The 25885-nt window shown below is 69.8% G+C and carries 26 protein-coding genes and 1 pseudogene; 17 read left to right on the top strand and 10 right to left on the bottom strand.

The annotated features are described in order from the left end of the window. Positions 1-8 precede the first annotated feature (8 nt). The 3 genes from ACXIZN_RS06265 (at position 9) to ACXIZN_RS06275 (ending at position 3391) form a co-directional block, all read left to right on the top strand. Positions 9-959, top strand: coding sequence for an ATP-binding cassette domain-containing protein (locus ACXIZN_RS06265; protein ID WP_457953036.1), 951 nt, complete (start codon positions 9-11; stop codon positions 957-959). After that, positions 956-1744, top strand: coding sequence for an ABC transporter permease (locus tag ACXIZN_RS06270; RefSeq protein WP_457953037.1), 789 nt, complete (start codon positions 956-958; stop codon positions 1742-1744). Before ACXIZN_RS06265 ends, ACXIZN_RS06270 begins: the two co-directional genes overlap by 4 nt. Before the next feature lie 180 nt (positions 1745-1924). Continuing rightward, the gene (locus ACXIZN_RS06275; RefSeq protein WP_457953038.1) at positions 1925-3391 is read left to right on the top strand and encodes an alpha/beta hydrolase; all 1467 of its coding nucleotides are present in this window, start codon (positions 1925-1927) and stop codon (positions 3389-3391) included. 4 nt (positions 3392-3395) lie between these two features. Here ACXIZN_RS06275 and ACXIZN_RS06280 read toward each other — a convergent pair. The 3 genes and pseudogenes from ACXIZN_RS06280 to ACXIZN_RS06290 all read right to left on the bottom strand — a co-directional run bounded on the left by ACXIZN_RS06280 (position 3396) and on the right by ACXIZN_RS06290 (position 6452). Beyond that, positions 3396-4837: pseudogene (locus ACXIZN_RS06280) on the bottom strand (alpha/beta hydrolase). Beyond that, entirely contained in the window at positions 4834-5553 is a 720-nt protein-coding gene (locus ACXIZN_RS06285) for an ABC transporter permease (RefSeq protein ID WP_219150765.1), read from the bottom strand. Before ACXIZN_RS06285 ends, ACXIZN_RS06280 begins: the two are co-directional and overlap by 4 nt. Before the next feature lie 17 nt (positions 5554-5570). Continuing rightward, positions 5571-6452, bottom strand: coding sequence for an ABC transporter ATP-binding protein (locus ACXIZN_RS06290; RefSeq protein ID WP_457953039.1), 882 nt, complete (start codon positions 6450-6452; stop codon positions 5571-5573). 118 nt (positions 6453-6570) lie between these two features. On the opposite strand from ACXIZN_RS06290, the gene ACXIZN_RS06295 reads away from it, so the two are divergent. Both ACXIZN_RS06295 and ACXIZN_RS06300 read left to right on the top strand, forming a co-directional pair. Beyond that, positions 6571-7674, top strand: coding sequence for a sensor histidine kinase (locus ACXIZN_RS06295; RefSeq protein ID WP_457960462.1), 1104 nt, complete (start codon positions 6571-6573; stop codon positions 7672-7674). Then, positions 7671-8273, top strand: a complete 603-nt coding sequence (locus ACXIZN_RS06300; protein ID WP_034323874.1) for a response regulator transcription factor — start codon at positions 7671-7673, stop codon at positions 8271-8273. The genes ACXIZN_RS06295 and ACXIZN_RS06300 overlap by 4 nt, the downstream gene beginning before the upstream one ends. Here the strand turns inward: ACXIZN_RS06300 and ACXIZN_RS06305 are convergent. Further along, complete coding sequence (locus ACXIZN_RS06305; protein WP_457953041.1) at positions 8270-8839, bottom strand: helix-turn-helix domain-containing protein; 570 nt, start codon at positions 8837-8839, stop codon at positions 8270-8272. The genes ACXIZN_RS06300 and ACXIZN_RS06305 overlap by 4 nt on opposite strands. Positions 8840-8907: 68 nt before the next feature. Here ACXIZN_RS06305 and ACXIZN_RS06310 point away from each other — a divergent pair, with 68 nt between their 5' ends. The 4 genes from ACXIZN_RS06310 to ACXIZN_RS06325 are packed head-to-tail and all read left to right on the top strand — an operon-like array spanning position 8908 to position 11466. Beyond that, positions 8908-9501: a class I SAM-dependent methyltransferase gene (locus ACXIZN_RS06310; RefSeq protein ID WP_457953042.1), complete on the top strand. Its 594-nt coding sequence runs from the start codon at positions 8908-8910 to the stop codon at positions 9499-9501. Then, positions 9498-9962, top strand: a complete 465-nt coding sequence (locus ACXIZN_RS06315) for a DinB family protein (RefSeq protein ID WP_457953044.1) — start codon at positions 9498-9500, stop codon at positions 9960-9962. Before ACXIZN_RS06310 ends, ACXIZN_RS06315 begins: the two co-directional genes overlap by 4 nt. Positions 9963-9975: 13 nt before the next feature. Continuing rightward, the gene (locus tag ACXIZN_RS06320) at positions 9976-10947 is read left to right on the top strand and encodes an alpha/beta fold hydrolase (protein ID WP_457953045.1); all 972 of its coding nucleotides are present in this window, start codon (positions 9976-9978) and stop codon (positions 10945-10947) included. Positions 10948-10983: 36 nt separating this feature from the next. After that, positions 10984-11466 (top strand): DinB family protein, encoded by a 483-nt coding sequence (locus ACXIZN_RS06325; protein ID WP_457953046.1) that lies wholly within the window; start codon positions 10984-10986, stop codon positions 11464-11466. Between the two features lie 49 nt (positions 11467-11515). Here ACXIZN_RS06325 and ACXIZN_RS06330 read toward each other — a convergent pair whose 3' ends face one another. The 3 genes from ACXIZN_RS06330 to ACXIZN_RS06340 all read right to left on the bottom strand — a co-directional run bounded on the left by ACXIZN_RS06330 (position 11516) and on the right by ACXIZN_RS06340 (position 14066). Beyond that, positions 11516-12673, bottom strand: coding sequence for a S1 family peptidase (locus ACXIZN_RS06330; RefSeq protein WP_457953047.1), 1158 nt, complete (start codon positions 12671-12673; stop codon positions 11516-11518). Between the two features lie 205 nt (positions 12674-12878). Then, complete coding sequence (locus tag ACXIZN_RS06335; protein WP_457953049.1) at positions 12879-13598, bottom strand: TioE family transcriptional regulator; 720 nt, start codon at positions 13596-13598, stop codon at positions 12879-12881. Between the two features lie 18 nt (positions 13599-13616). Next, complete coding sequence (locus ACXIZN_RS06340) at positions 13617-14066, bottom strand: DUF6194 family protein (protein ID WP_457953051.1); 450 nt, start codon at positions 14064-14066, stop codon at positions 13617-13619. Positions 14067-14129: 63 nt separating this feature from the next. Here ACXIZN_RS06340 and ACXIZN_RS06345 point away from each other — a divergent pair, with 63 nt between their 5' ends. Then, positions 14130-14840 carry a MerR family transcriptional regulator gene (locus tag ACXIZN_RS06345; RefSeq protein ID WP_457953052.1) on the top strand — a complete coding sequence of 237 codons (711 nt, stop codon included), beginning with the start codon at positions 14130-14132 and terminating at the stop codon, positions 14838-14840. 256 nt (positions 14841-15096) lie between these two features. On the opposite strand, the gene ACXIZN_RS06350 is transcribed toward ACXIZN_RS06345, so the two are convergent. Beyond that, positions 15097-15351, bottom strand: coding sequence for a hypothetical protein (locus ACXIZN_RS06350; RefSeq protein WP_457953054.1), 255 nt, complete (start codon positions 15349-15351; stop codon positions 15097-15099). A 115-nt stretch (positions 15352-15466) separates the two neighbouring features. On the opposite strand from ACXIZN_RS06350, the gene ACXIZN_RS06355 reads away from it, so the two are divergent. Continuing rightward, a complete protein-coding gene (locus tag ACXIZN_RS06355; RefSeq protein WP_457953055.1) occupies positions 15467-16270 on the top strand; it encodes a class I SAM-dependent methyltransferase in 804 nt (267 codons plus the stop codon). A gap of 61 nt (positions 16271-16331) precedes the next feature. Then, positions 16332-17894 (top strand): adenylate/guanylate cyclase domain-containing protein, encoded by a 1563-nt coding sequence (locus tag ACXIZN_RS06360; protein ID WP_457953056.1) that lies wholly within the window; start codon positions 16332-16334, stop codon positions 17892-17894. A 51-nt stretch (positions 17895-17945) separates the two neighbouring features. On the opposite strand, the gene ACXIZN_RS06365 is transcribed toward ACXIZN_RS06360, so the two are convergent. Together ACXIZN_RS06365 and wecB are read right to left on the bottom strand one after the other, a co-directional pair. Further along, positions 17946-19652 (bottom strand): DUF2334 domain-containing protein, encoded by a 1707-nt coding sequence (locus ACXIZN_RS06365; RefSeq protein ID WP_457953057.1) that lies wholly within the window; start codon positions 19650-19652, stop codon positions 17946-17948. Positions 19653-19656: 4 nt separating this feature from the next. Further along, positions 19657-20871 carry a non-hydrolyzing UDP-N-acetylglucosamine 2-epimerase gene (wecB, locus tag ACXIZN_RS06370; protein ID WP_457953058.1) on the bottom strand — a complete coding sequence of 405 codons (1215 nt, stop codon included), beginning with the start codon at positions 20869-20871 and terminating at the stop codon, positions 19657-19659. A 254-nt stretch (positions 20872-21125) separates the two neighbouring features. Between wecB and ACXIZN_RS06375 the strand changes: the two genes are divergently transcribed. The 5 genes from ACXIZN_RS06375 to glmS are packed head-to-tail and all read left to right on the top strand — an operon-like array spanning position 21126 to position 25863. Further along, entirely contained in the window at positions 21126-21281 is a 156-nt protein-coding gene (locus tag ACXIZN_RS06375; RefSeq protein WP_167373570.1) for a hypothetical protein, read from the top strand. After that, positions 21281-22582: a glycosyltransferase family 2 protein gene (locus ACXIZN_RS06380; RefSeq protein WP_457953059.1), complete on the top strand. Its 1302-nt coding sequence runs from the start codon at positions 21281-21283 to the stop codon at positions 22580-22582. Before ACXIZN_RS06375 ends, ACXIZN_RS06380 begins: the two co-directional genes overlap by 1 nt. Before the next feature lie 12 nt (positions 22583-22594). Next, the gene (locus ACXIZN_RS06385) at positions 22595-23671 is read left to right on the top strand and encodes a M20 family metallopeptidase (protein ID WP_457953060.1); all 1077 of its coding nucleotides are present in this window, start codon (positions 22595-22597) and stop codon (positions 23669-23671) included. Between the two features lie 56 nt (positions 23672-23727). Beyond that, positions 23728-24000 (top strand): HU family DNA-binding protein, encoded by a 273-nt coding sequence (locus tag ACXIZN_RS06390; protein WP_378342058.1) that lies wholly within the window; start codon positions 23728-23730, stop codon positions 23998-24000. Between the two features lie 42 nt (positions 24001-24042). Beyond that, positions 24043-25863 (top strand): glutamine--fructose-6-phosphate transaminase (isomerizing), encoded by a 1821-nt coding sequence (gene glmS, locus ACXIZN_RS06395; protein WP_457953061.1) that lies wholly within the window; start codon positions 24043-24045, stop codon positions 25861-25863. Positions 25864-25885 lie beyond the last annotated feature (22 nt).

Consider the following 25885-nt stretch of genomic DNA (forward strand, 5'->3'; position numbering starts at 1 on the left):
GATCCCCGATGAGAAACCCGGCCATCTCCGCCACCGGACTGCGTAAATTCTACGGCGACAAGGTCGTCCTGGACGGTATCGATCTGCACGTCCCGGCGGGCACCGTCTTCTCGCTGCTCGGCCCCAACGGCGCGGGCAAGACCACCACGGTCAACATCCTGTCCACTTTGGTCACTCCGGACGCCGGTGCGGCGACCATCGCCGGAGCCGACCTCGGCACCGACCCGGACGGCGTCCGCGCCGCCATCGGCCTCACCGGCCAGTTCTCCGCCGTCGACAACCTCCTCACCGGCGAGGAGAACCTGTTCCTCATGGCGGATCTGCACCATCTGCCGCGCCGGGCGGGGCGCAAGCGCGCCGCCGAACTCCTGGAACGGTTCGAACTGTCCGACGCGGCGAAGAAGACGCCGTCCACCTTCTCCGGTGGCATGCGCCGCAAACTCGACCTGGCGATGACGTTGATCGGCGACCCGAAGGTCATCTTCCTCGACGAACCGACCACCGGCCTCGACCCGCGCAGCCGCCGCACGATGTGGCAGATCGTCCGGGACCTCGTCGACAGTGGCGTGACGATCTTCCTCACCACGCAGTACCTGGAGGAGGCCGATCAGCTCGCGGACCGCGTCGCCGTCCTCGACGGCGGCCGGATCGTCGCGCTGGGCACACCCGACGAGCTGAAGCGACGCGTGCCCGGCGGGCACATGCAGCTGAAGTTCCCCGACACGGTCTCGCTGCGTGACGCGACCCGCGTGCTTCGAGTGTCCACTTCGGACGAAGACGCGCTTGCGCTCCGCGTGCCGACTGACGGCACCGTCGCCGATCTTCGCGCCGTGCTGGACCGCCTCGAAGCCGAATCCGTCGCCGTCGACAGCCTCACCGTGCACACGCCGGATCTCGACGACGTGTTCCTCAGCCTCACCGGTCACCGGACCGACGCCACCAAGGAGATGGCCCGATGAGCACCCTGTCCCTTTCGATGCGCGACTCGGCGACCATGCTGCGCCGCAACATCCGGCATATGCAACGGTATCCGTCGCTCACCATCATGCTGATCGGCCAGCCGATCGTGTTCCTGCTGCTGTTCGTCTACGTTTTCGGCGGCACGCTCGGGAACGGCCTCGGCGGCGGAGGCGGCAGAGCCGAATACGTCGGCTATGTCACGCCGGCCATCCTCCTCGTGACCGTGTGCAGTGCCGCGCTCGGCACCGCGATCTCCGTGGCGACGGACATGACCGAAGGCATCATCGCGCGGTTCCGCACGATGGCGATCAGCAAGGCGTCGGTACTGACCGGGCACGTCGTCGGCGCGCTCATCCAGACGACGATCGCCCTCGCCGTGGTCTTCGGGGTCACGCTGCTCGTCGGCTTCTCGCCGACGGCGGGAGTCGGCGAATGGTTCGCGGTCGCCGGCCTGCTGTTGCTGCTGGCCCTCGCGCTCACCTGGCTTTCGGTGGCGCTGGGCCTGGCGGCCAAGAGCGTGGAGACGGCCAGCAACACGCCGCTGATCTTCATGCTGCTGCCGTTCCTCGGCAGCGGGTTCGTGCCCACCGACTCGATGCCCGCGTGGCTGCGCTGGTTCGCCGACTACCAGCCGTTCACGCCGGTCATCGAAACCCTTCGCGGACTGCTGCTCGGCACGCCGATCGGCAGCAGCGGCTGGTTCGCGATCGGCTGGTGCGTCCTGCTCTCGGCGGTCGGGTATGTGTGGTCGAAGTCCTTGTTCGCCAAGGAACGCGACCGCTGAGACGTCGGACTGGGGGTCGCCCCGGGCGGGAACGTTCTGTTCCGGTCCGGGGCGCCGGTCTTTCAACGCGCCGAAAACCCTCCAGCGCGCTAGCCGCGTCCGACTCCAGACGGACGTCCGCGCACGGGTCCGGCTCCTAGCCTGAACGCACACATTCCGTTCGACATCAAGGAGTCCGGGTTGCCCGACAAAAAAGCCATCGTGGCGGCCCTCGTCATCGCCGCCGCGCTGACCCCGGCGACGCCCGCCGCGGCGGAGGCGCCGACGCCACCAGCCGCGCCGATCACCTGGCACGGCTGCACGACCGGCCCCGGCGACCGGCTCGGCGCGGAACTGGACAAGGCCGGCGCGCAATGCGGCGAGGTCGTCGTGCCGGTCGACTACCGGCGCCCGGAGGGCCGCGAGATCACCATCGCGCTGTCACGGATCAAGGCCACCGATCCGGCGCGCCGCCGCGGCGTGGTGCTGCTCAATCCGGGCGGACCCGGCGGGCCCGCGATGGAGCTGGTCCTGGCCGGGCCGTCGATGCCGGAGATCGCCGCGCGGTACGACCTCGTCGGCATGGATCCCCGGTTCGTCGGGCGTAGTTCACCGCTGCGGTGCGCTTGGCACACCGACACGTTCGCGCGGTCGGCCGGGCCGGACGCCAGGTCGTTCCGTGAGAGCGTGGCCTTCGCGAAGGAGCTGGCGCGCGGCTGCTCGGGCAACGACCACGAGCTTCTGCGGGCCGCGTCGACCCGCAACACCGCGCGGGACATGGACGTCGTGCGTGCCGCGCTCGGCGAGCGGAAGATCTCGTACATCGGCGCTTCCTACGGGACCTATCTTGGCGCGGTCTATCTCCAGATGTTCGGTTCGCGGGCCGACCGGTTCGTGCTCGACTCCGCGGTCGATCCCGGCGTGTTCGGGCCGGGCCTGCTCCGGTCGACCGCCCCGGCGCTCGACGCCGCGCTGAAGAACTGGGCGAAGTCCGCCGCGGGCCGGGAGCTGGGCGAGCAGACCGTGCGGGACATCGCGCGAGCGGCGGAGCGGCGGCCGTTCCGGGTCGGAAAGTACACACTGGACGGTCATCTGGCGCCGTATCTGTTCTTCGCGCACCTCTACGACGACAGGCCCGCGTCGCAGGCCGAGTTCGCCGCCACCGTGCGGACACTCCGCGATGCCGCGGCGGGCCGTCCCGTGACGCCTTCGCCGTCGTTGAACGAACTCCTCGACGGTTTGACGACCGGATCCGGCGCCGCGACCGACCGGGCCGGGACGCCGGTCGTCTGCGCGGATCGCGCGGCTTCCCGCGCGCCGGCGGAGTACTACCGGGACATCCAGTCGCATCGGCAGGCCGAGCCACTGTTCGGCCCGCTGGCCCGCAACATCACGCCGTGCGCGTTCTGGCCCGTGACGCCCGCCGAACCCGCCACCCGGATCCACAACGGCTCACCGGCGTTGCTCCTCGGCTCGACCGGCGACCCGGCGACGCCCTACGCCGGGCAACTCGCCATGCGCAGGGTGCTCGCCGGATCGCGCATGGTGACGCTGGAAGGCGCGTACCGCCACTCGGTGTTCTTGAAGGGTGACGCGTGCGTCGACGCGGCGGTGCGGGACTACCTGCTCGGCGGCGAACTCCCCGCGGACCGGGTGTGCCGCTCGTGACGGATCAGCAGGCGAGATCGTGCCGCGGCCGTGCCCCGGTGACCAGGAACTCCGTGGCCAGGTCGTTCGCGCACTTGTTGTCCTTGAACAGGTACGCCAGATGCCCGCCCTGGTCGGCGGTGACCATCCTGGCGCGGTCGCCGAACGCTTGACGCAGCGTCCGTGCTCCTGCCAGCGGTGTGGCGGGGTCGCGGAGGTTCTGCACGATCAGGACGTTCGACGGGCCGCGGCCGGTGATCTTCACGGGCGGTTCGATCGGTTCGGACGGCCAGAACGCGCACGGGGTGATGTCCGCGGCCGCCGCGCCGAACAGCGGATGGCGGAACCGGTCGATGGCGACGTTGCGTCGATACGTGCCGACGTCTTCCGGCCAGTCGGAGTCGTTGCAGATCACGTGCAGCTGACTCGCGATGTAGTTGTCCGGCGGGTAGCCCGCACCGGACAAAGGCGTCGGGACGGGCTTCCCGGTGTCGAGCGCGCGCCAGGTCTCGGCCAGGTGCGGCAGCTTGCTGTCGTAGTAGAGATCGGCGAACGTGACGTGGCGGAACACCTGGCCGTTGTAGCCGTCCGGGCTCGGTGTCCGGTCCAGTCGCGCGGCGAGCTCGAAGTACTTCGCCGTCACTTGCGCCGGCGTCCGGCCCAGGCCGTATTCGGGTTTCGAGGCGGCGAACTTCGCGAAGTCCGGGAAGCGGTCTTCGACGCTTGGCCGAACAGGCGAGAGAAGGAGGCGTCCCAGCCGCCTGGGCCGGTCGCGCTGTCGATCAGGAACCGGTCGCTGCGCTCGGGGAACAACGACGTGTACACCGAGCCGAGGTAGGTGCCGTACGAGATGCCGAAGTAGTTCACCTTCCGCTCGCCGAGCGCCTCGCGCACCCGGTCCATGTCGCGGGCGGTGTTGGCGGTCGTCATGTACGGCAGGAGCGGGGCGGTCGCCGAGGAACCGCATTTCGCGGCGACGGCGGCGACCCGCTGCGCCTCGCTCGTGACGTCGGCCGAATTCCGGGCGTATCTCGGGATGTTGGTCGGATGCTCCGCGAGGGACAGCCCGCACGTCACCGGCGTGCTGTTGTGGACGCCGCGCGGGTCCATGCCGATGACGTCGTAGGCGTCCAGCACCGCCTGCGGGATGTTCAGCTTCTTGAGCGTGGCCGGATAGGCCAGCCCTTCGCCACCGGGGCCACCGGTGTTCGTCAGCAGTACGCCGCGGCGCTTCTCCGGTTTGGTGCTCGCCAGCCGGGAGATCGCGATCTCGATGGTCTTCCCGCCGGGATCGCGGTAGTCCAGCGGTACCTGGATCGTGCCGCATTCCAGGCTGAGGCCCGCCGCCTCTTCCGGGCACGGTCCCCATTTCGGCGCAGGTGAGGCCGACGCTACCGCCGGGGCCGCTGTGGTCACCAAGACCGCGACCAGAACGGGAAGTAGTTTCATTCCACTTCGGACGGTCATCGGCGCGGCTCCCAGCGGAAGAGCCGCGTCGCCAGGACGACGGCGACGACGACCCACGCCAGCGTCGGGGCGAGCAGGAGTAGCGAGTCGGCAATGGCCACGCCGCCGTTCCAGGCGTTGACGGCGAGTTCCGTCGCCGAGCCTCCGGGCAGCAGCCTTTTGACCAGGGTCAGCTCGTCGGTGCCGGAGATGCCGACCCAGCTGGCGACGGCGATCACACCGAGACTGACCGGCAAGGTGGTGACCTGGGCGTGTTCGGGGGAGTTGGTCAGGCCGGCGGTGGCCAGGCCGAGGCCGATCATCATGGCGACGCTGGCGAGCACCGCCACCACCAGCAGGGCGACGTCGGCGGGCGTTCCGGTGATCGAGCCCAGCACGATCATGATCACCGCCACCTGGACGAGCGAGATGACGGTGACCGGCAGCACCAGGCCGACCAGGATCGACGCGTCACCCGCCGCCGTGGAGCGCAAGCGCTTGAGGAAGAGGTTCTGCCGTCGCGAGGCCAGTGTGGTCACCGCGCTGGTGTAGAGGCCGAACGCGCAGACGGTGAACATCACGATCGCCGCGATGTATCCGAGGCTGCCGATCTTGGCGAAGACCTCGTGCTGGTAGACGAAGAACGCGGAGATGGCCAGCGGCATCACGAAGCTGGTGATCAGGACCGAGCGGTTCCGGAAGATCTGGATCAGCTCGCTGCGGGCTATCGAAAGCATGAGAGAGTCCTTTGTGGCTAGTCGTTGTCGATGGCGCGGAACACGTCGTCGAGCCGGGTCGGGCCCGCTTCGAGATCCCGTAGTTCGATGGCGTTGTCCTGCGCCCACCCCAGCAGGACATGCAGATCCTTCTGCAGGCCGAAGGTCTCGATGACGAACTTCCCGTCGTGTTCGGTCCTGCCCTGCAGCGGCAGCGCGGGGGCCGAAGGCGGCAGGGCGAACCGGATCACGGCGGGCAGCGTCCGCGTGAGTTCGGAGACCGTGCCCTCCCGGTGGAAGGTGCCCCGGTGCATCAGGCCGATGCGGTCGGCGCGCTGCTGGGCCTCTTCGAGGTAATGCGTGGTGAGAACGATGGTCGAACCGTCCTCGCGGAGTTTGTCGACCGCGTCCCACAGCGCGTCCCTGGACTGGATGTCCAGACCGGTCGTCGGCTCGTCGAGGAACACCAGCCGCGGCGAGCCGTACACCGCGGTCGCGAAGTCGAGCCGCCGCTTCTCACCCCCGGAAAGCTGCGACACCTTCGTGTCGGCCTTGCGGGTCAGGTCCACGATGCCGAGCACCCGTTCGAACCGGTCCGTGCGCCGCGTCAGGCTCCCGATGAGGCGGATCGATTCCCTCACCGTCAGATCCGGTGAGAAACCGCTCTCCTGCAGCATGATGCCCATTTCGGGGCGGACGGCGACGCGGTCCCTCGGGCTCTTCCCCAGCACCCGCACCGTGCCCGACGTCGGATTCCGGTGTCCTTCCAGGGTTTCCAGGGTCGAGGTCTTCCCGGCGCCGTTCGTGCCGAGCAGGGCGTAGAACTCGCCCTGCCGGACCTGGAAGGACAGATCCTTCACGGCGTGGAAGTCGCCGTACTTCAGGTTCAGGCGGTCAACGTCGATTGCTGTCGAAGTCATGCCCTGATTCCAGCCGCCCGGCCGCGGCCCGGCCAGTGTGCTCACGTCACGAACGGGTATGACGCAGTGTCACTGGTGCCCGCCTTCGCGCAGGGCCGATACTGGGCTCATGTCTGCTGTGGACACCGAGCCGGCGAAGGGAAAGCTGCGCCGGCTCAACCTCACCATGTTCTTCCCGCTGCTCGTCGTCGGCGGGGTGATCGTGGTCGCGTCCGACGCGCGGACCTGGTGGCACGCGGTCGTCCTGAGCGCGGGCGTGCTGGCGGCCATGGTCGCCTTCGTACGGTGGGCGGCGGGCGAGGTCCTGCGGGTGGCGATCCCGTGCCTGGTCGTTTCGGCGGCCGTGTGGCCGTTCTCGGTGCTGGTGGCAGGCGGGAGTTCGTCGTTCTTCGGCGTCTTCCTCGTGGGTTCCCTGGTCGTCCCCCAGTTGCCCCGGCACCGGATCGCGGCGGCCGTCGCGCTGGTCGCGTACATCGCGGCGGTGGGGGCGCTGAGGCCGCTGGTCTCGCACGAGGACGTCTCCGGTGAGCTGACCGGCTTCGTGTTCGTCCCGGCGGCGATCACGGCCGTCGTGCTCGGCCTAATGTTCCCCAACAAGCGGTTCTACGACGTCGTCAAGGAGCTGGAAGAGTCGCGTGAGCGGGAGGCGGAATTGGCCGTGATCCGGGAACGCGTCCGGTTCGCGAGCGATCTGCACGACATCCAGGGCCACACGCTGCACGTGGTGAAGCTCAAGACCGCGCTCGCCAGGAAGCTGGTGGACATCGACGCCGAGCGGGCGAAACAGGAACTCGGGGAGATCCACGCGCTCGTGGCCGACACGATCACCCAGACGAAGGAACTCGCCTACGCCCAGCGCCGGCTCAACCTCTCCGCCGAACTGGAGAACGCGAGGAACCTCTTCGAGGCCGCGGGGATCCGCGTGCGCGTCAACCGGGAGGCGGACGTCGATCCGGCGGCGGGCAGGCTGCTCGGCCAGGTGCTGCGCGAGACCACGACCAACATCCTGCGCCACGCGCAGGCGAGCCGCGTGCGGATCACGCTGTCGGAATGGAGCATCAGTATCGTCAACGACGGTGCCCAGCGAGCGCCGCTGCCCGAACTACGCGGGCTGGCCGCGCTCGAACAACGTGTCGTCGCGGACGGTGGTGAACTGACGGTGCAACAGGAAGACGGGCAGTTCGTGACGGCCGCGTCGTTCCCCGCCCGGGAGGGACGATGACCACGGTCGTGCTCGCCGACGACGAAGCCCTGCTGCGCAAGGCGATGGCGGCGTTGCTCCCGCTCGAAGGCGAGATCACCGTCCTCGCCGAGGCGGAGAACGGCGAAGAGGCCGTCGAGGCCACCTTGCGGCACGAGCCCGACGTGCTCGTCATCGACCTCGAAATGCCTGGGGTGGACGGGCTGGGCGCGGTCGCGGAGATCCGCCGCACCCGGCCGAACCAGGTCATCCTCATGCTGACCCGGCACGCGAAACCCGGGGTGCTCCGCAAGGCCCTCAAACTCGGCGTCCAGGGCTTCGTGAGTAAGGCCGCCGAGCCGTCGCACATCACTTTCGTCATCGGCGCCCTGCACCAGGGCAAACGCTGGATCGACCCGGACGTCTCCGCGCTCGCCGTCGTCGACGACTGCCCCCTCACCGAGCGGGAACTGGAGGTGCTGCGGGTGACCGGGGAGGGCTATTCCGTCGCCGAGATCGCCGCGCAGCTCCACCTCGCGCAGGGCACGGTGCGGAATTACCTCTCGAACGCGATGCAGAAGACCCAGACGCAGACCCGGCACGAAGCCGCCAGGTACGCCCGCGAGCACGATTGGCTTTAGCGAGCCCGCACGTGCGCGCGTTCCCCCTGCGGTCCGAAAAGGACCAGGGTTTCGACGGCCTTCCCGTCGGCCGAACCGAGCCAATGCGGCAGCGCGGTGTCGAACTCGGCGGCCTCGCCGGGTGGCAGGACCATGTCGCGGTCGCCGACCACCAGCCGCAACCGTCCATTGAGGACATACACCCATTCGTAGCCGCCGTGGGTCTGCGGCGTGGGTTCCGCCGGTTCGGCCCTGCTGGGGATGAGCATCTTGAACGCCTGCACCCCGCCGGCGCGCCGGGTGAGCGGCAGGAACGTCATGCCGTGGCGGTGGATCGGCTGGAGGTGGATGCGCGGATCACCGGTCCGGGGAGCGCCGACGAGGTCGTCGAGCGGCACGCCGTGCACGCGGGCCAGCGGCAGCAGTAGCTCCAGCGTCGGCCGCCTGCCGCCGCTTTCCAGCCGCGACAAGGTGCTTTCCGAGATCCCGGTCGTCGCCGACAGCTCGGCCAGGGTCAGGCCCCGGCGTTTGCGCAGCGCCCGCAGGCGGGGGCCGACCGCGTCCAGTACCTCGTCCGTCTCGTCCATGTCGCCGATCTTGCCAGGTCGGCAAGTTTTCGTGCCAAATCGGCTGCGCTGAGGCGAGGGTGGCGATCATGAACGCGACGGAATTCTGGGACGAACTCTACGAACGGCGCGCCGCCGAAACGCCGAAGGTGAACGCGAGACTGGCCGAGATCGCGGGCCCGCTGACGCCGGGCACCGCGCTCGACCTCGGCTGTGGTGGCGGGGGAGACGCGGTGTGGCTGGCCGCCCGAGGCTGGCGGGTGACCGCGGTCGACATCTCCGGAGCGGCCGTGCGCTCGCTCCGGGAACGCGGCGGGCCGATCACGGCGCTCCGCGTCGATCTCGCCGAGGACTTCCCCGGCGGCACCTTCGATCTGGTGTCGGCGCAGTACTTCCACACACCGTTCGAGCTGGACCGCGCCCGCGTCCTGCGCACCGCCGCGGGGTCGGTGAACCCCGGCGGGCGGCTGGTCGTCGTCGACCACGGCTCCGCCGCGCCCTGGTCGTGGGACCAGGACGCCCAATACCCCACTCCTGCCGAGGTGGCGGCCGGATTGCAGCTCGACCCGGCGGGCTGGTCGATCGACCGCGCGGAGGCGGCGGAACGCCTGGCCACCGGCCCGGCGGGCCGGACCGCGATGGTCGTCGACCACGTCCTGGTGCTCCGGCGGGCAGGCCGATGAGCCGCAAACGCGACGCCGGGCCGCCTTCGACGGGCGCCGGGGAGAAAGACGTCCTCGCCGGATTCCTCGACTATCTCCGGACCGCGGTCATGGCCAAGGCCGAAGGGGTGCCGGAAGACCGGGCCCGCGCCCCCGGCGTGCCGTCCGGCACGAATCTGCTGGGCCTGGTCAAGCATTTGACCCACGTCGAACGCCACTGGCTGCTCGGCCACCGCGTCACCGACTGGAAGGCGACGTTCCGGCCGGGCCCGGACGACACGACGGCGTCGATTCTGGCCGCCTACCGGGAAACCGTCGCCGAGGCGAACACCGAGATCGCTTCCTGGGACGACCTCGCCGCGACCGGGCCCCGCCGGGGATCACGGCGCTGGACGCTGACCCACCTGATCGAAGAGACCGCACGGCACGCGGGACACGCCGACATCCTGCGCGAACTGATCGATGGCGCCACCGGGCGCTGAAACGGAGATCCCCATGTTCCACCGAGCCGCCGCGTTCGTCGTGGCCCTCGTCCTGCTGACGGCCTGCGGTCCGCCCCCGGCCGCCGCCCCGCCCTACGAGAACGTCACCCGCGGCGACACGGCTTTCGCGAGTCAGTTCCGGCACGAGTTCGCCGACGTCGACGGCGTGAAGATGCACTACGTCACCGGCGGCAAGGGCGCCCCGCTCGTCCTGCTGCACGGCTGGCCGCAGACTTGGTACGGCTGGCACCGGGTCATGCCCGCGCTGGCCGAGCACTTCACGGTGTACGCCCTCGACCTGCCCGGACTCGGCGACAGCGCCGGCTCGCCGCCCAGCTACGACAAGGCGACCCTCGCCCGCTATGTGCACGGCCTCGTCGCCGGACGACTGGGCCTGCGCGACGCCCGGATCGCCGGGCACGATCTCGGCGCCGCGGTCGCCTTCCAGTACGCGGCGCAATTCCCTGGCGACATCACCAAACTCGCGTACCTCGATCTGCCGCTGCCGGGCCCCGCGCTCGACGCGACCGCCTACCGGAATCTGAGCTGGCACATCGCCTTCCACTCGCAGAAGACGGTTCCCGAAGCCGTCGTCGGCGACGACGTCCGCGAATACCTGTCCCTGTTCTACCCGCAGGTCGCCTACTCCGGGACGGCCTTCGGCGGGCCAGGAGTGCCGTCGCCGTTCGACGACGCCGAGATCGACGAGTACGCCCGCACCTACACGAGGCCGGAGGTCCTGCACGGCGGTTTCGAGCTCTACCGCACGCTCGGGCAGGACGCGACCGCGAACGCCGGCGCGAAACCGATCACGACTCCCACCCTGCTGATGACCGCGGAAGGTCTGCTCGAACCGCAGAAGGCCACCCTCGCGCCCCGCGTCGCGAACCTGGCCCGCGCCGTGGAGGTGCCGAGGGCGGGACATTGGCTCGCCGAGGAGAATCCGGAGTTCGTGAGCGCCGAACTGGTCGCGTTCTTGAAGTAGTTGCCCAAGATCGAGAACCTTTGCGATGCTTCCCCCATGTCCACCCTGGAAGTCCTCAACCACCCGTTCCGCGAGCAGTTCGAGGTCTTCCTCGACGAACACCGTCGTGTCCTCGACAAGTCACTGGAAGGCCTGACCGAGGAAGAGGCCCGCCGGTCGCTCGTCCCCTCCCGGACGACCCTGCTCGGCCTGGTTAAGCACGCGACCTTCGTGGAGAAGGTGTGGTTCGTGGAAGCCGTCACCTGCCGCCCGCGGACCGAGATCGGCCTTCCCGAGACACCGGACGAATCGTTCATCCTCGCCGAGGAGGACACGATCGACTCCGTGCGGCAGGCGTACCGCGAAGCCTGCGAGGCGTCGCGCAAGGCGGCGGCCGCTCTCGAACTGGACGACCTGCTCCACGGCAACCGGCGCGGCCCGCTTCCGCTGCGATGGGTGTACCTGCACGTGCTGCGTGAACTCGCCCAGCACGGCGGTCACGCGGACATCCTGCGTGAGCAGATCCTGAGCTCCCGGTAGACGACGATGACCGGGGAGCGGGCGCTCCCCGGTCATCGCGCTCAGTGCGTCAGGAACGGGTCAGCGTGACCCCGTACTTGTTCGCCGCGTCCACGACGGGCTGGTAGTAGGAGTACGAACCCGTGGCGTTGGCGCCCTGGTTCCAGCCGCAGTCGTGGCCGTCGGCGGGGCCGCCGGAGGTCATGCCCTGCGCGGTGTTGCCCGCGATGTAGGCGCCGCCGCTGTCGCCGCCCTCGGTGCAGACGGTCGACTTGGCCAGGCCGGTGGTGGCGACGCTTTCGCCGCTGTAGCGGACGGTCTGGTTGTACGCGGTGATCTTTCCGCAGGTCCAGCCGGTGGTGTTGCCCGCCTTGCACAGCGTGGTGCCGACCGGCGCCTTCGAGCTGCCGGTGATCCGCACCGTGGTGCCCATGCGGGTGTCGACGTAGCCGCGGCCGGTGTCCTCGGCGTCGATGTCCATCAGGCCCATGTCGGCCGACGGGAACTGGGTGGCGACACCGCGGCCGATGTGGACGCCGCTGCGGTTGAGGATGTCGGGGTTGCCTTCGACGCAGTGCCCGGCGGTGAGCATCACGTTGTTGCCGTTGCTGGTGGTGCCGGGGAAACCGAGCGAGCAGTTGGTGCCGGGGACGAGGTCCATGATCTGGCCGGGGATGACGTCGGCCTGCGTGGTGTTCCCGTTGGCGACGCCGGTCTGGACCGACACGCCCGGCAGTGCCGTGAGGCGGCGGACGAGGGCGCTGTCGGCACCCGGCTGCACGGTGACGACGACCTGGTCGGCCGCGAGTTCCGGACCCCAGGCCTGCACCTGGCCGACGTCCTTGCCGATCACCGTGCCGACCTTGGCGGACAGGGCGTTCAGCGCGTTCTCGCCGCGGGCGGCGGTGCGCGGGGTGAGCCCGGCCGAGCGGAGCTCCTTGGCGGAGGCGGCGTCGGCGTTCACCACGAGGGCGCCGGCGTCGTCGAAGTACGCGCCGTCCGTGTGGAGACCGCGCGTTCTGATGCTCTCCAGCGACGCGATCAGGTTCTTCTCGTGGTCCAGCTTCTGGGCGGCCTGAAGCGGGCTGACCTTGAGCTGGGCGGCGAGGGTCTCGAGCATCGTCTGGTCGTAGGCGGTGACCGGCGCGGCGGTCGCCGGCACGGCGAGCGCTCCGATTCCGGCACAGACGCTCAGCAGGGTGAGCATGACGGGTCCGCGAATTCGCATGCGAATTTCCTTCGATAAGGAGGGAACGACGAACCGCCGGAATATGTTCGGAAAGCGCAGGGGACCGGGCGGTTCATCTCGACGTCACGCACAGTACGAGCGCCCGTACGGCATGCCGTAGCGCCGAAAGTAGGATCCGTGATCGCGGACCTACTTTCGTATGCGGAAAACGTGAATTGCCCGCGTAATCAATTGCGCGGAAGTGTCATTGGCGCAAAAGTGCCATGTCGAGGTAGCTCTCGAGCGCGGCGGCGCCGGAGAGCAGGGCGCGTCCCCTCGCCGAGAGACGCGAGTGCCAGTCGCGCAGCGCCGACTCCAGCGGGACGACCCCGCCCGCCGACCGGACCTGGTCGAGCACCGGCGCGATGCGCTCCAGGAGGTAGCCGCCGCGCCTGAGCTGATGCGTCAGTTTCGCGTCGCGCACGTCGGCCGCGCTGTAGACGCGATAGCCCGTCTTCGGGTCGCGTCCGGGCCGTAGCAGGCCCGCTCGTTCCCATTCGCGCAGCGTGGCGGGCTGGACGCCGAGCTTCCGCGCCAGCGGGCCGACGAACATCTCACCCCGCTCCTGCGCCACGGGTTCGAGATCGCGGATCGCGGCCGCGACGTCCTGGAGGGTGCGGCGGTCGTCGAGCAGCTGCGCGTGGCTTTCGTCGATGAGCCGGAGAGCCTCCTCGACCGCGTCCTGGTTGACCGCGCGCATGATCGACGACGCCGTCGCGTGGCCGTGCCCTGGTACGAGGGCGAGGAACGCGCGCAGGGCTCGCGCGTGCAGTGGCGTGTAGGCGCGATAGCCCTGCGGACCGCGTTCGGCGGCGGGGAGGATGCCGTCCGCCTCGTAATTGCGGACGGCTTGGGTGGACAGACCGTGCTCGCGCGCCAGGTCGACCGGCCTGAGCCGCTCGCGGGGTTGAAGGTTCCGGCCCACCGCCCCACGATATTCGGTCTACCGGCCGCGCGAGGAGTCCGCCCGCCGCTCGTAACGGGCGCGAGCCAGCCGATAGGCCGTTTCGAGCAGCTCGCGGGTGGCCGTCTCGGTGTTCGACGCCGGGTTGACCACCGCCAGCCAGCCCGCGGTGCCGTACACGGGGTGGGCGACCAGGGTGTCAGCGGCGGCGGGGTCCTGGCCGAGCTGCCGGTTGAACTCCTTCTTACCGGCGTGGATGTTCACGCGGAACGTGTCCGGCCGGTCCAGCCGCGAGCTCTCGTCGCCGGGGTAGTTCTTGGTCACGATCGTCGCGAACGGCTGGACGTTCGTCGGGACGACACCGTCGGGGGAGTAGTAGAAGAACGCGTCGCCCCAGCTGAGTTCCGGCCATTCGTCGCCGGGCCTGGGGGTGAGGGTCAGCACGCCGTCGAGGCCCGAGACGAGGCCGATGATCTCTTCGATGGTCATGTGCTCAAGCGTGGCATTAAAGTGCTTGTGGAGGGTTCGAGCGGGTTTTCGACGGAGTGAAGGGTGTCAAGTCTCAAATCGATGCGCACGGCGGAGGTCGCGCGCCTGGCGGGGTGCTCCGTCCAGCAGGTGCGCAACCTCGAACGCGACGGCGTGCTCCCGGCGGCGTCGCGGACGGCCTCGGGTTACCGGAGCTACGGGGAGATCCACCTCCGGTCCGCGCAGGCCTACCGCGCGCTCGCCGCCGGGGTGGGGCCGGTCGAGGCCAAGAAGATCGTCCGCGCCGTGCACCGGGATCCGCTGCCCGAGGTGCTCGCGCTCCTCGACGCCGCCCACGCCGGGCTCGACGCCGAACGCGCGGATCTCAGGGAAGCCAGGGAAGCGGTCCGGGTGATCTCGCACGAACCGATCGAAGACGTACGCGGGTCGGACTCGATGAGCGTCTCCGAGCTCGCGTCGGCGCTCGGTGTGCGCCCGTCGACGCTGCGGCACTGGGACACGGAACGGCTCGTCGTCCCCGGCCGCGATCGGCGGGGGACGCGGCGGTACACGCCTGCCCAGGTGCGGGACGCGCGGATCGTGCAGCAACTGCGGCTGGCCGGTTACCGGGTCGCGCCGCTTCGGGCCTTGATGCCGGAGCTGCGGCGCTCCCGGCGGGTGGAGGACGTCGCGTCCGCCCTCGCCGCAAGGGACGCCGGGATCGCGGCCCGCTCACGGGCGCTTTTCGACGGCACCGCCGCCCTTTCGCTGGTGGTGCGGGAGGCCGAGAGGTGAGCGCGCCTTCCCCGCACGGTCCGGGCCCGGCGCTGGTGTGGGGGGGGGGCCCGGGGCGGGGGGCCCAACGGCGGGCGGCGGGGGGGGGGGGCGCGGGGCGNACGTTGACCGCCGGGCGCTACTGACCGCTTTGGGCGTGGTGGGCGTGTCTCGAAAGCCACTTTCGGGACATCTGACGTCGCGAAAGTGGCTTTCGCGACATGCCTTCCCACGCGAGTGCAGGTCCACATAGGACAGAAGTGGGGCCGGATCGCTCTCAGCGCGTGCAGCGCCAGAAGACCGTCGCCGAATAGGGCGAGATGACCACCTTGTAGTACTCCTCGCAGTCGGTGAACCCGGCCCGTTCCGCCTGGGTCCTGGCGTCGTGGCGGGCGTGGAAGAGCGCGAGGCCGAAGTCGCTCGACCCGTGCCCGACGAATTCCCTGGTCTCCTGCGTGCTCGCCGATGCGGGGTTGGCGATCGCACCCGAGATGGCGGCCGCGCCGAGCAGCGCGAGCAACGTTTTCCTCATACCGGCCACGCTAGGGCCGCGACGGTGCGCGATTCGCCCACTGGATGGACGTTCCCGCGGCCTCCGTCCGTCGCAGCCGGGTTCGCACGGGGCGCGAAACGGCTATCGTCGCGGCATGTCTTCTCGCAAAGTGGGAACCCAGCGGGCCTTCGACGCGGCCGCCGCCGATTTCGCCGCGCTCGGGCGGCATCTCTGGGAGCCGATCGGCGCCGCCACGGTGGCGGCGGCCGGGCTCGGTGAAGGAGACCGCGTCCTGGACGCCTGCTGCGGCACCGGGGCGTCGGCGATTCCCGCGGCGCGCGCTGTCGGTGCCACGGGCGTGGTGGACGCGATCGACCTCTCGGGGCCGATGATCGGCGAACTGCGCCGCCTTTCGGCCGATCTGCCGCAGTTGCGCGCCCACGAGGCCGACGCGACGGCATGGGGCACCGGCGGCTACGACGTCGTGCAGTCCGCGCTCGGCATCTTCTTCTTCCCCGACATGACGGACGGCACCGAGCGGCTGATCGGCCGGGCTCGGCCGGGCGGCCGGGCCGTGTTCACGATCTGGCGCGGCGGGTCGATGGTGGCGGCGGGTCGCCATCTCGGCCGCGCGGTGGCGGCGGTGACGGATTCCGCGCCGCCGCCCGAACGCGAGCCGGGTTTGATCGACCGCATCGACCAGGCAGGCCCTTACGGAGATTGGCTTTCCGAGCGGAATCTGTCCGATGTGGACGTCGTGGTGAACGAGCTGCGACTGGAGATGACACCCGAGGTCGCTTGGCTGGTCATCATCGGCTCCGGGTTCCGGGGACTGCTCGACGACCTCGATCCCGGCGTCGTCGAGCAGGTGCGTGAGCGCTACCTCGATTCCCTGCGGGCCGAGGGCGTGACCGAACTCGACGCCACGACACTGATCGGCTCCGGCACCGTCCGCTGACGGCCGAGCCCAATTCGGTGTACAGTCGTTCACTCAAACCGGGGTGAACGGCGGGACACGGGTGCGACCAGACAACGACTCCTCTGTTCGGGGCCGCGGGCAGGGGCCGTTCGGCTCCTGGCTGCTCGGCCCGCTCGACCAGGATTCGGCCGTGTTGCGCCGCCGCGTCCAGGGACTGCTCACCGGGACGCTGATCGCGACCAACGTCATCGGCGCGCTGGTCGTGGTCGGGCTGGCGGCGCTGCTCATGCCCGCTCCCGGCATGTCCGGCGAACTCGTCCGCGTGACCGCGATCGCGGTCCCCGTCTACGTGGTCTCCGCCGTCGTCGTGGGCGCGCTGTGGGGCACTCGCGGCGCGCTGCGGACCCTGCGCTGGGCCGCCGACGGCCGGACGCCGAGCGACGAGGAGCGCGCGGCCAGCCTCCGCGTCCCGTTGCGGCTGACGCTGGTCCAGGCCGTGCTGTGGGGCATCGCGACCGTCGTCTTCGGTGTGCTGGCCGCGCTGGTGCAGCCGCGGGTCGTGCTCACCGAACTGCTCGTGGTCGCCTTCGCGGGGGTGGTCGTCTGCGCGATCGCCTACCTGGCCGGGGAGTTCATCCTGCGGCCGTACGCGGCCCTCGCCCTCGCGGGCACCTCGCCGGACCGGCCGCTCAGCGGCGGGGTCAATCTGCGGATGCTGCTGTTCTGGTGCCTCGGCACCGGGGTGCCGGTGGCCGGCCTGGTGGTCACGGCGGTGCTGGCGTGGGTGCGAGGCGACGTGTCGACCACGAAGCTCGCCATCTCGGTCATCGCGCTCGGCCTCGTCGTGCTGGTCTTCGGGCTGCTGGTGACCGTGTTCACCGCCCGGGCCGTGGTGAACCCGATCCGGTCGGTGCAGCACGCGCTCGGCCGGGTCCGGGCCGGTGACTTCGCCGTGGAGATCCCGGTCTACGACGGCACCGAACTCGGTCTGCTGCAGGCGGGTTTCAACGGGATGGCCGTCGGCCTCGCCGAACGCGAACGTTTGCGTGACCTGTTCGGCAGGCATGTCGGCGAGGACGTCGCGAGCGAGGCGATGCGCACGTCGGCCGAACTCGGCGGCACGGTGCGGACGGTGTCGGTGTTGTTCGTCGACCTGATCGGGTCGACCGCGCTGGCCGCGAGCCGCCCGCCCGAGGAGGTCGTCGGCCTGCTCAACCGGTTCTTCGCGGTGGTGGTCGACGAGGTCGACCGCAACCACGGGCTGGTCAACAAGTTCGTCGGTGACGCCGCGCTGGCGATCTTCGGCGCACCGGTGCGGCTGGCCGACCACGCGACCCTCGCACTGTCCGCGGGCCGGGCGATCTCGCGCAGGCTGGCGGCGGAGGTACCCGAATGCCCGGCCGGGATCGGGGTGGCGACGGGTGAGGTGGTCGCCGGCAACGTCGGCGACCCGCGGCGGTTCGAGTACACGGTGATCGGCGACCCGGTCAACGAAGCCGCCCGGCTGACCGAACTGGCGAAGAACGTCGAAGCCCGGTTGCTCGCTTCGTGGACGGCGATCGAATCCGCCGCCGAGGACGAGGCCGCGAAGTGGAAGGCGACGGAGGACGTCGTCTTGCGGGGCCGCGCCCGGCCCACCACGCTCGCGACACCGAAGTCCTGACCCGTGAGTGCTCCTGCGCGGGCGAGCCGCTGCGCCGAGGAACTCCTCTGCTCAGCCGTCGAGGATCTCGGTCGGTTTCGCGAACCGGTATCCCAGCGCCCGTAACGAGTTCACCAGATCCCGCAGGCCGCTCTCGCCGAGGAACGGGTGGTAGAAGAGGCTGGCGACGTTGTCGCGGACGACGAGCGCACTCTGGGCGTCGGCGAGCATGTCGACGGCGGTGCGGGAGGCGTGCTGGTTGAACGCGACGGGCGCCACGTTGCCGATGTTCTCGGGGACGACGTTCGCGCCGTAGACGTCGCGCACCGGATACGGGAAGAACTGGCCGTACACCTGCTCCGTCGTCGCGGTGGCCGTCGAACCGCAACGGCCACCGGGACAGAAGCCCGCGTAGTAGCTGCCGCGGTCGTATCGGGCCTGGAAGATCCCGCTGACCTGCTGGTAGTCCACGGCGGACCCGCCGTAGTGCGGGAACTCGAACATCGTCGGCTCCGGGAGACCCACTCGCCGGAACTCACCCAGGCCGGTCGCGACGCGTTCGTCGAACCACCGCGCCGAATCCCCGGGCATCGGGCCGTCCAAACGCACGACGCCGTCACCGTCCACACTGGACCTGTAGAACTCGAAGTCGCTCGCGCTCACGCCGTCGTAGGGATTCGGGCCGCTGTCGCTCTGATGGCTGTAGCCGTGCATGACCAGCGTCGCGCCCGCTTGGACGGAGTCCTTGAGCACGGCGACCAGTTCCGGCGAGTCCACCAACCGCGCGGAGGTCGGGTTGCCGTCGTTGGCCCGGCCCTGAGGATCGGAGTAGTACGGATAGACCGCGAGGGAGAACGGGATCTTCTCCTGGATCGGGAAGTCCGTGACCCGGCGGAGCTCTTCCGGTTTCGTCCGCGGGCCGACGTCTTCGAGCCGGATCAACGCGCGGTGCCGGTCCGGTGCCTGCGGCGACAGGACACCCAGCAGGATGTCGGCCGCGGCGAGGTAGCGGTCCCGTGCGTCGGCGTAGGCGTACGGCACCTCGGCCACATAGGTCAAATGTCCTGATCGGACGGCCCATGGCGAGGGTGTGCCACCGGGAGCGCTCGCCTCGGCCAGGATCTGGACCCGCGTCCGGTCGCGGACGTCGATCGCGACGACCCCGGTACCCGACCGGGGATCGCGGCGCAGGGGAGTGCCCTTGTAGGTGATGGTGGTGGGGTTGTCGTCGCGATACCCCTCCGTGCGCCACCCCGGGCCGGTTCGCAGCTGCCAGATGTTGGCGCCGATCCAGACCACGGGGGCGCGGATGGCCGCGACGTCGTCGAGGAACGCCTTCGGCAGTGCCGCGTCGGAGACCGAGCCGAGGTACACGACCGACTGGAACGCCTCCAGCTGCCGCGGCCGGTAGTCGGCGGCGGGCCGCATTTCCCAAGCGGTGCCACGGGAAACGAGATTCGCGGTGAACATCGCGTACGCCTCGGCCGTCCGGACCTCTTCCGGCGGGGCACCGGTTCCGTCCTGCTTGCGCCCGTCGTCGTAGAGCACGAGGGTCTTCCTGCCCGGATCCCCGCCGGGACCCGGCATCCCGGCCTTTCCCGCGCCGGGAAGGCGATCGGCGAGCGTCACCGGCGTGGCGGCCGGTGACGCCGTGACCGGTTCCGTCTTGGTGACCTGGACCAGGACGACCACGGCGACGGTGGCGGCGACGACCGCGACGACGGTCAGCCGGAACCAAGCGGGCAGGCGAAAGCGCCGCCCGCCGTCATCCATCTTCATCGGGTCAGACCTCGGCCGGTTCGTTCGAGCGGGCGGGCCGGAAGGGAGCGGGCGGATCCGCGGCGAGGCCGAGGAGATGCGCGATGGCCCGCTCGGTCCGTTCGGCGGCGGCGCCGTCGCCGAAGGGGTTGCCGTTGCTCGTCATCCGCGTGCGGGCCGCCGGGTCGTCCAGCAGGCGCCGGGCGGTCGAAACGATCTTGTCGTGGTCCGTCCCGACGAGCAGGGCGCAACCGGCGTTCACCGCCTCCATCCGCTCGGTGACGTCGCGGAGCACCAGCACCGGGACGCCGAAGGTGGGGGCCTCTTCCTGGATACCGCCGGAATCGGAGAGCACGAGCGTGCTGGCGGCCAAGGTCGCCGCCAGTTCGGGATAGGGCAGCGGGCCGGTGATCAGCGCGCCCGGCGTGTCCGCCAGTTCCTCGCGGACCAACCTTCGCACTTCCGGGTTCGGGTGCGCGGGAAGCACCACGCGCAGTGCCGGATCCGTGGCCATCAGTTCGGCCACCGCGCGCAGGACCCGCCGCATCGGCTCGCCCCAGGACTCTCTGCGGTGGAGGGTGACCAGCATCAGCTTCACCGTGCCGCGGGTGGCGTTTTCCAGCAGTGCCGCCAATTCCCGATCGTGCACCGTGGTGGAGCCGTCCGTCACCGTGAGGATCGCGTCGACGACGGTGTTCCCGGCGACCAGCACGTTCTCTTCGGGTACCCCTTCGGCCCGCAGGTTCGCGGCGGCGTCGGGGGTGGGGGCGAGGTGCAGCGCGGCCGCCTGGGTCACCAGTTTCCGGTTGAGTTCCTCGGGGAACGGCGCGCCGAGATCGAACGAGCGAAGGCCCGCTTCGAGATGCACGACGGGGACGCGGCGCCAGAACGCGGCGAGCGCACCGGCCAGAGTGGTCGTCGTGTCTCCCTGGACGACCACGGCGGACGGCGAACGCCGGTCCGCCACTTCCTCCAGCCCGGCGAGGACGCCGGAAAGCAGTTCCGGCTGGGAACCCGTTCGCCGGTTCAAGGTCAGGTTTTCGTCCGCCGTCAGTCCGAATGTCGCCAACGCCTGGCCCACCATTTCCGGATGCTGCCCGGTCGCGATGAGCACCGGCCGCATCCGTCCGCCGGAAGCCAGCGCCCTGGCCACCGGAGCCAGTTTCACGGCCTCGGGCCGGGTTCCCACGACGAGCCAGATTTCGGGCATGACGTCGGTTTTGTTCTGTGCGTTACGCACCTGGTCCTTCTTCCGGGTTCGTGCATCGGTTCGCGTGAATTCGTCTGCGAAGTCACGAGAGAGTGGGCGCGGGTGAGGCGAGAATCACTGACTGATGGTCACCTTCGCGGGGGATCGACGCCTTCGAACGCTAACACGAACGGGGTAACGTACCCACTCGAAAGGCTGAATATCGCTTACCAGGGGGACCCGCTACTCGCCGTGTGAAAACTGTGAGTAGATGTTTTGTGGCGACCTCCGCCGGGAGGAAAGACATGTCGATGGTGCCGGTGGGCCCGGTCAAAGTTTCCGCGCTCGGAATCGGCGCGACGATGGCGGGGGCGACGGTGAGCACGGTGCTCGCGGTGGTGATCGGGGCGATCGCGCTGCTGCTCATGGCGCGCTCGCTGCACCTTCGCTTGAAGGACTGATGGCGAACCCCGCCTTCGCCGCGACCATGATGTTGTTGCTCCTGTGGTGGCCGGCGCACAACCTCCTGCTCGCGGCCTTCGCGTGGCGCACCGGGCGCCCGCGCCGGTCCGTGGCGGCGCGCGGGAAGGGGCTCGAATTCTGGATCGTCATTCCGGCGCTCAACGAGGAACGGGTCGTCGGCAACACCGTCCGGAACGCGCTTTCGCTTGGTACGGAACGGAATCCGGTCCGTGTACTGGTCATCGACGACGGCTCGGACGACGGCACACCCGGCGCCCTCCGCGAGGTGACCGACCCGCGCCTGCACGTCCTGCGCCGCGATCTCCCGCATGCGCGCAAGGGCAAGGGCGAGGCGTTGAACGCCGGCTACCGCTACATCCTCCGGCTGTGCGAAGCCGAGGGAAGTGTGGCGAGGACGATCGTCGGCATCATCGACGGCGACGGCCGGGGGAGTCCCGGCATGCTGCGCGAGGTGGCCGACGTGTTCGGCGACCGGGGAGTCGGCGCCGTGCAATGCCGGGTGCGGATTCACAATCGGCGCAGTGTGCTCGCGTTGCTCCAGGATCTCGAGTTCGGTGCGGTCGCCGACGCGTCGCAAAGTCTGCGCGATCTCGCGGGCAGTGTCGGAATGGGCGGAAACGGGCAATTCACGAGACTCGGCGTGCTGTGGCGCTTCGACCCGGCCCCGTGGTCGGACTGTCTCGTCGAGGATCTGGAACTCGGACTGCGCCTGCATGTCGCCGGAATCCGGATGCGCTACGTGAAATCGGCGTGGGTCACGCAACAAGGGCTGGTCGATCTGCGCCGATTGCTCCGGCAGCGCACCCGATGGGCACAGGGCAATCTGCAGTGTGCGAGGCATTTGCGGGAATTGCTGGCTTCCCGGCATGTCGGCAGCGTCGGGCTCCTGGATTTCCTCGCCTATCTCGTGACCCCGTGGCTGACCGTGCCGTTGTCGCTGATCGTTTCCCTGTTGTTCGTGGGCACGCTGGTGGCCTCCTGGTCGGGGGTCACTTTCGGTGGGCTGATCGCGCCGCCGTCGGCGTTGCCCGGGGCGGCCTTGATCGGCGTGGCCGTGTTGCTGGTTCCCGGTCTCGTGTGGGCGATCGTGCACCGGCTCCGCCTCGGTGAGGAACCACTTCACCGCTGTCTGCTCGCCGGCCTGCTCTATCCCGGCTTTCTGGTGCTCGGTGTCGTCGCGACCTGGCGCGCGCTGTTCCGCGTGGCGGCCCGCCGCAACAGCTGGACCAAGACGGAACGGTTGAGCGAGGACGAGACCGCCCCCGCCGGAGTCGCCTGAGAAGGTATTCGCATGAATGTCGACGCGATGATCGAAGACCTCAGGACCCTCGTCGAGATCGAGTCGCCTTCGGGGGACATCGAGGCTTTGACCGCGTCGGCCGAAGCGGTCAAAGCCCTCGTCGAGGCCCGTCTCGGCGGAACGGCGACCCTGGTCGAGAGTGCGGCGGGACCGCACGTCCGGTGGTCCGGCGGCGGTGAACCCCGCGTGCTGGTCCTGGGGCACCACGACACCGTGTTCCCGATCGGTACCCTGGCGCGTCGGCCGTTCGCCGTGACCGACAGCCGGGTGACCGGGCCCGGGGTGTTCGACATGCTCGGCGGACTGGTGCAGGCGATCCACGGGCTGGCCGCGCTCGACGACCTCTCCGGCGTCGAGATCCTGGTGACGGCCGACGAGGAAACGGGTTCGCACGCGTCTCGCGCGCTCATCGAGGAACGCGCCCGTGCGTGCGGCGCGGTGCTCGTGTTCGAAGGCGCGGCCGACGGCGGCGGGCTCAAGATCGGCCGCAAGGGCTGCGGCACGTTCGAGGTCGTCGTCACGGGCCGGGCGTCGCACGCCGGCCTCGAACCCGAGGCGGGCGTGAACGCGCTGACCGAAGCCGCGCATCACGTGCTGGCGATCGCCGCGCTCGACCGGCCCGAGGCCGGGACCAGCGTCACTCCGACGGTCGCCTCGGCGGGAACGGCGAGCAACGTCGTGCCCGCGTCCGCGACCGTCGTGGCCGACGTGCGAGTCGAGACCACCGAGGAGAAGGAGCGGGTCGAGGCCGGATTCGCCGCGCTCACCCCGCGCCTGCGCGGGGCGGAGATCACGGTGCGGGGCGGGATCCACCGGCCACCGATGCCCGAGTCGGCCGCCGCGGACCTGTTCGCGACCGCGGAACGACTGCTGCCCGGAGTCGCCGGGGTGTCCGTCGGCGGCGGGAGCGACGGCAATCTCACGGCCGCGGTCGGCGTCCCGACCCTCGACGGGCTCGGTGCCGTCGGCGGCGGCGCGCACGCCGATCACGAGTACCTGCTGGTCGAGTCGATGGCGGAACGGGCGGAGCTGACCGGCGGGCTTGTCAGGGCGATCCAGGGTCGCTGATCGCCAGTTCTTGCCCGATTTCGGGCGAGAACTGGCGCTTCGGTATCACGATGTGCATGATGGGCTCCGTGGAGGACGCGGACATCGTCGAGCAGGTGGCCTTGTCGACGGGTCTGTCGACGGCCATCGCCGCCCGTGTCGTCGAGGACGTCCTGGCGTTCTACCGGCAGCCGGTCGAGCAGTACGTCCGGGAGCGGCATGCCCGGTTGCAGGCCGAGGGCGGGAAGAACCCCGAGATCTTCCCCCGTATCGCCGGCGAGCTGAGCCGTCGTCTCGTCGCGCCTCCCGACCTGTCCGAGCGGCAACTGCGCCGCATCGTCTACGGCTGACGGACCACGCCCGTCCGTTTTCTTTTGTGAGGTTGACTCGTCATGTGCGGAATCGTCGGCTACATCGGCGGCCAGAACGCCGCCCCGATCCTGATCGAGGGGCTGACGCGGCTGGAGTACCGCGGCTACGACTCCGCCGGGATCTCCGTCCTGGGCGGTAAAGGCGCCCAGGTGCACCGGATCGTGGGGCGGGTGCGGAACCTGACGGCCGCCCTGCCCAAACGGCTAGCGGGCAAGGTCGGCATCGGACACACGAGGTGGGCGACGCACGGCCCGGCGACCGAGGCGAACGCCCATCCGCACGTCTCCGAGGACGGCCGGATCTCCGTGGTGCACAACGGGATCATCGACAACGCCGACGCGCTGCGCGAGCAGCTCACCCAGGCCGGGGTGACGCTGTCGTCCGAGACCGACACCGAGGTGCTCGCCCACCTGATCGCGCGGTCGAGTGCGAAGACACTGGAAGACGCGGTCGTCGAGGCCGTCTCCCGCGTCACCGGCACTTACGCCATCGCCGTCACCGACACCGCGCACCCCGACCGGGTCGTGGTCGCGCGGAACGGTTCGCCGCTGATCATCGGCGTCGGCGACCGGGAGATGTTCGTGGCCAGCGACCTGTCCGCGCTGGTCCGGCACACCTCGCAGGTGGTGCACCTCGACGACGGCGAGTTCGCCAGCGTCTCCGCCACCGGCTACCGCACCTTCACCGTCGACGAGAGCGACACCGGCAAGGCCGCGACGGCGATCGACATCCAGGCCGACGACCTCGACCTCGGCGGGCACAAGCACTACATGTACAAGGAGATCCAGGAGCAGCCGGAATGCCTGGAGCGGATGATCCGGGGACGGCTGGACGACCGGTTCGGAGTGTCCCGTTTGGACGGTCTGAACCTGACTCCCCGTGATCTGCGCGGTTTCGCGCGGGTGAAGATCCTCGGCTGCGGTTCGGCGTACTACGCGGGCCAGATCGGCGCCACCATGATCGAGGACCTGGCACGGGTCCCGGCCGACGCGGAGGCCGCGTCCGAGTTCCGCTACCGCAACCCCATCATCGAGGCGGACACCCTCTACATCGCGGTCAGCCAGTCCGGCGAGACCGCCGACACCGCGTTCGCCGTCGAAGAGGTCAAGCGCAAGGGCGGCCGGGTGGTCGGCCTCGTGAACGTCGTCGGCTCGACGATCGCGCGGGCCTGCGACGGTGGCCTGTACCTGCACGCCGGCCCGGAGATCGCGGTCGCTTCGACCAAGGCGCTCACCAACATGGCCGTCGGGTTCGCGATGATCGCGCTGGCGCTTGGCCGCGTCCGCGATCTGTCCAACGCGGACGGACAGCGCATCGTCGCGGCGCTGCGCGCGTTGCCGAAGCAGGTCGCCGCCGTGATCGAGGCGGAGGACCGGATCGCCGAACAGGCCAAGATCTGCGCGGACGCGCGGAGCCTGTTCTTCATCGGCCGGGTCCGTGGGTTCCCGGTGGCGCGGGAGGGCGCGCAGAAGTTCAAGGAGATCTCGTACCGGCACGCGGAGGCCTACCAGACCTCGGAGCTCAAGCACGGTCCGCTCGCGCTGATCGACGAGGAGCTGCCGACGGTCGCGATCGTGCCGTCCGACGACCTGGCCGACCGCAACCTGGCCGCGATGCAGCAGATCAGGGCGCGCAAGGGGCAGGTGCTGGCCATCACCCACGACGACGTGGACTTCGGCGATCTGGACGTGCCGCGGTTCGTGGTCCCGCGTTCGGAGCCGGAACTCGACCCGATCCTGCTCACCATTCCGCTGCAGCTGCTGGCCTACCACGCGGCGCTGCTCCTCGGCCACGACATCGACAAACCGCGTAACCTCGCGAAGTCCGTCACCGTGGAATGATCTCCTGAGCCGTCGAAGGGGT

The sequence above is a fragment of the Amycolatopsis sp. TRM77291 genome (genome assembly GCF_054166285.1).

Excerpts from the sequence above, each read along its gene's own strand:
- ACXIZN_RS06310 (WP_457953042.1), top strand. The coding sequence starts at position 8,908 with ATGAACGCGACGGAATTCTGGGACGAACTCTACGAACGGCGCGCCGCC.
- ACXIZN_RS06355 (WP_457953055.1), top strand. The coding sequence starts at position 15,467 with ATGTCTTCTCGCAAAGTGGGAACCCAGCGGGCCTTCGACGCGGCCGCC.
- ACXIZN_RS06340 (WP_457953051.1), bottom strand. The coding sequence starts at position 14,066 with ATGACCATCGAAGAGATCATCGGCCTCGTCTCGGGCCTCGACGGCGTG.
- ACXIZN_RS06350 (WP_457953054.1), bottom strand. The coding sequence starts at position 15,351 with ATGAGGAAAACGTTGCTCGCGCTGCTCGGCGCGGCCGCCATCTCGGGT.
- ACXIZN_RS06330 (WP_457953047.1), bottom strand. The coding sequence starts at position 12,673 with ATGCGAATTCGCGGACCCGTCATGCTCACCCTGCTGAGCGTCTGTGCC.
- ACXIZN_RS06325 (WP_457953046.1), top strand. The coding sequence starts at position 10,984 with ATGTCCACCCTGGAAGTCCTCAACCACCCGTTCCGCGAGCAGTTCGAG.
- ACXIZN_RS06315 (WP_457953044.1), top strand. The coding sequence starts at position 9,498 with ATGAGCCGCAAACGCGACGCCGGGCCGCCTTCGACGGGCGCCGGGGAG.
- ACXIZN_RS06305 (WP_457953041.1), bottom strand. The coding sequence starts at position 8,839 with ATGGACGAGACGGACGAGGTACTGGACGCGGTCGGCCCCCGCCTGCGG.
- glmS (WP_457953061.1), top strand. The coding sequence starts at position 24,043 with ATGTGCGGAATCGTCGGCTACATCGGCGGCCAGAACGCCGCCCCGATC.
- ACXIZN_RS06390 (WP_378342058.1), top strand. The coding sequence starts at position 23,728 with ATGATGGGCTCCGTGGAGGACGCGGACATCGTCGAGCAGGTGGCCTTG.
- ACXIZN_RS06385 (WP_457953060.1), top strand. The coding sequence starts at position 22,595 with ATGAATGTCGACGCGATGATCGAAGACCTCAGGACCCTCGTCGAGATC.
- ACXIZN_RS06270 (WP_457953037.1), top strand. The coding sequence starts at position 956 with ATGAGCACCCTGTCCCTTTCGATGCGCGACTCGGCGACCATGCTGCGC.
- ACXIZN_RS06290 (WP_457953039.1), bottom strand. The coding sequence starts at position 6,452 with ATGACTTCGACAGCAATCGACGTTGACCGCCTGAACCTGAAGTACGGC.
- ACXIZN_RS06375 (WP_167373570.1), top strand. The coding sequence starts at position 21,126 with ATGTCGATGGTGCCGGTGGGCCCGGTCAAAGTTTCCGCGCTCGGAATC.
- ACXIZN_RS06365 (WP_457953057.1), bottom strand. The coding sequence starts at position 19,652 with ATGAAGATGGATGACGGCGGGCGGCGCTTTCGCCTGCCCGCTTGGTTC.
- ACXIZN_RS06300 (WP_034323874.1), top strand. The coding sequence starts at position 7,671 with ATGACCACGGTCGTGCTCGCCGACGACGAAGCCCTGCTGCGCAAGGCG.
- ACXIZN_RS06320 (WP_457953045.1), top strand. The coding sequence starts at position 9,976 with ATGTTCCACCGAGCCGCCGCGTTCGTCGTGGCCCTCGTCCTGCTGACG.
- ACXIZN_RS06265 (WP_457953036.1), top strand. The coding sequence starts at position 9 with ATGAGAAACCCGGCCATCTCCGCCACCGGACTGCGTAAATTCTACGGC.
- ACXIZN_RS06380 (WP_457953059.1), top strand. The coding sequence starts at position 21,281 with ATGGCGAACCCCGCCTTCGCCGCGACCATGATGTTGTTGCTCCTGTGG.
- ACXIZN_RS06285 (WP_219150765.1), bottom strand. The coding sequence starts at position 5,553 with ATGCTTTCGATAGCCCGCAGCGAGCTGATCCAGATCTTCCGGAACCGC.